Annotated in this window: 1 rRNA gene; it reads right to left on the bottom strand. The window is 54.7% G+C overall.

From position 1 onward, the window contains the following. Positions 1–70: 70 nt before the first annotated feature. Positions 71–3,177 (bottom strand): 23S ribosomal RNA (locus H036_RS0121255). Positions 3,178–3,446: the final 269 nt, after the last annotated feature.

A 3,446-nucleotide genomic window follows, 5' to 3' on the forward strand; every position in this document is an offset into this window, starting at 1 on the left:
CAGTTGGTTCGTGGACGCGAACACGCAATAACACTTCGTAGCAGTGTTTGTTAGTTTTGTTGAGCATTTGTAAGGCAAGCCCTCGGCCTATTAGTACCAGTCAGCTCTACCTCACGGTTATACACTTCTGGCCTATCAACCCCATCGTCTATAGGGGGCCTTAACCCATCAAGGGTGGGAAACCTCATCTTGAAACGTGCTTCCCGCTTAGATGCGTTCAGCGGTTATCACTTCCGAACGTAGCCAACCAGCCATGCACCTGGCGGTACAACTGGCACACCAGAGGTTCGTCCATCCCGGTCCTCTCGTACTAGGGACAGCCTTTCTCAAGTTTCCTACGCGCGCAGAGGATAGGGACCGAACTGTCTCACGACGTTCTAAACCCAGCTCGCGTGCCGCTTTAATGGGCGAACAGCCCAACCCTTGGGACCTACTCCAGCCCCAGGATGCGACGAGCCGACATCGAGGTGCCAAACCATCCCGTCGATATGGACTCTTGGGGAAGATCAGCCTGTTATCCCCGGGGTACCTTTTATCCGTTGAGCGATGTCGCTTCCACATGCCGACACCGGATCACTAGTTCCGACTTTCGTCCCTGCTCGACATGTCTGTCTCACAGTCAAGCTCCCTTGTGCACTTACACTCAACACCTGATTGCCAACCAGGCTGAGGGAACCTTTGAGCGCCTCCGTTACATTTTAGGAGGCAACCGCCCCAGTTAAACTACCCATCAGGCACTGTCCCTGAACCAGATCATGGTCCTAGGTTAGACATCTAGTACGACCAGAGTGGTATTTCAACGATGACTCCACACACACTGGCGTGCATGCTTCACAGTCTCCCACCTATCCTACACAAGCCGAACCAAACACCAATACCAAACTATAGTAAAGGTCCCGGGGTCTTTCCGTCCTTCTGCGCGTAACGAGCATCTTTACTCGTAGTGCAATTTCGCCGAGTCCACGGTTGAGACAGCGCCCAAGTCGTTACTCCATTCGTGCAGGTCGGAACTTACCCGACAAGGAATTTCGCTACCTTAGGATGGTTATAGTTACCACCGCCGTTTACTGGGGCTTAAGTTCTCAGCTTCGAACTTGCGTTCTAACCGGTCCCCTTAACCTTCCAGCACCGGGCAGGAGTCAGTCCGTATACATCGTCTTACAACTTCGCACGGACCTGTGTTTTTAGTAAACAGTCGCTTGGGCCTGGTCTCTGCGGCCATCACCGCTACCCCCAGCATGTGGGTTCACGGATCCGGCCCCCCTTCTCCCGAAGTTACGGGGGCATTTTGCCGAGTTCCTTAACCATGGTTCGCTCGATCGCCTTGGTATTCTCTACCTGATCACCTGAGTCGGTTTGGGGTACGGGCGGCGCGTAGCTCGCTAGAGGTTTTTCTCGACAGCATAGGATCATCGACTTCCCCATACGGGTCCCCATCAGATCTCAGGCACATGAGACACGGATTTGCCTATGCCTCGCCCTACATCCTTAGCCGGCGACAACCATCGCGCCGGATCGACTACCTTCCTGCGTCACCCCATCGCTTGACTACTACACACTCGGGTCCCACGCTACGCACACACGCCTCGACCGAAGTCTTGGTCATGGTGTTTCGGGTGGTTAGCATCATGCGCCTCGTCATGGGCGCTACTTTGCCGGTACCAGAATATCAACTGGTTGTCCATCGACTACGCCTGTCGGCCTCGCCTTAGGTCCCGACTTACCCAGGGCAGATTAGCTTGACCCTGGAACCCTTGATCATCCGGCGGATGAGTTTCTCACTCATCATTCGCTACTCATGCCTGCATTCTCACTCGTGTAGCCTCCACGGCTGGATCACTCCGCCGCTTCACCGGCCACACGACGCTCCCCTACCCATCCACACACCTGAACCAACCCTCAAGGGGCGGCTTAGCTAACATGTGAATGCCATAGCTTCGGCGGGTGACTTGAGCCCCGCTACATTGTCGGCGCGGAATCACTTGACCAGTGAGCTATTACGCACTCTTTCAAGGGTGGCTGCTTCCAAGCCAACCTCCTGGTTGTCACTGCGACTCCACATCCTTTTCCACTTAGTCACCGCTTAGGGGCCTTAGCTGATGGTCTGGGCTGTTTCCCTCTCGACTACGGAGCTTATCCCCCGCAGTCTCACTGCTGCGCTCTCACTTACCGGCATTCGGAGTTTGGCTAACGTCAGTAACCTTGTAGGGCCCATCGGCTATCCAGTGCTCTACCTCCGGCAAGAAACACGCAACGCTGCACCTAAATGCATTTCGGGGAGAACCAGCTATCACGAAGTTTGATTGGCCTTTCACCCCTATCCACAGGTCATCCCCTCCATTTTCAACTGAAGTGGGTTCGGTCCTCCACGCCGTCTTACCGGCGCTTCAACCTGCCCATGGATAGATCACTTCGCTTCGGGTCTAGAGCGCGCGACTAAACCGCCCTGTTCGGACTCGCTTTCGCTACGGCTACCCCACACGGGTTAACCTCGCCACACACCGCTAACTCGCAGGCTCATTCTTCAAAAGGCACGCCATCACCCACGTAGGGGCTCTGACGGATTGTAGGCACACGGTTTCAGGTACTATTTCACTCCCCGCCAGGGGTACTTTTCACCTTTCCCTCACGGTACTTGTCCGCTATCGGTCATCAAGGAGTATTTAGGCTTAACAGGTGGTCCTGCCAGATTCACACGCCATTCCAGGAGTAGCGTGTTACTTGGGAAATCCCTCCACAGACATCGTCTTACCACTACGGGACTATCACCCTCTACGGTGCCGCTTTCCAACGGACTTCGCATTCAACGATGTTTTCTTACTGTGCCACCGACCGGCAGATCGATGTGAAGGCTCCCACAACCCCAACCACGCAACCCCTGCCGGGTATCACACGCAGCTGGTTTAGCCTCATCCGATTTCGCTCGCCACTACTCTCGGAATCACTTTTGTTTTCTCTTCCTACCGGTACTGAGATGTTTCACTTCCCGGCGTTCCCTCCACCTGCCCTATATATTCAGGCAGGGGTAACACGACATGACTCGTGCTGGGTTCCCCCATTCGGACACCCCCGGATCAACGCTTCGTTGCCAACTCCCCAGGGCTTATCGCAGGCTCGTACGTCCTTCATCGGCTCTTGATGCCAAGGCATCCACCATGTGCCCCTCATAGCTTGCCAAACAAACACTCAACAAAAACAACAAACAACCCCACAACCCAACGGGTCGTGCGGCTCATTGCCCTCATCGAATACAAAACTCAAAGGCTATAACTACAAAGACCGGCACCACACACCCACAACACCTGGTGAAGCATTGTGAGCATTGCATGTGTGATGCCAAAGATGCTCGCGTCCACTATCCAACTATCAACCACCCAACCCACCAACACCCCCACCACACCAACAGCGCAGCTTCAGCGAAAGAGGCAACCCACCCCCACCACAAA

The organism is Nocardioides sp. Iso805N (genome assembly GCF_000364605.1).
Lineage (GTDB): Bacteria > Actinomycetota > Actinomycetes > Propionibacteriales > Nocardioidaceae > Nocardioides.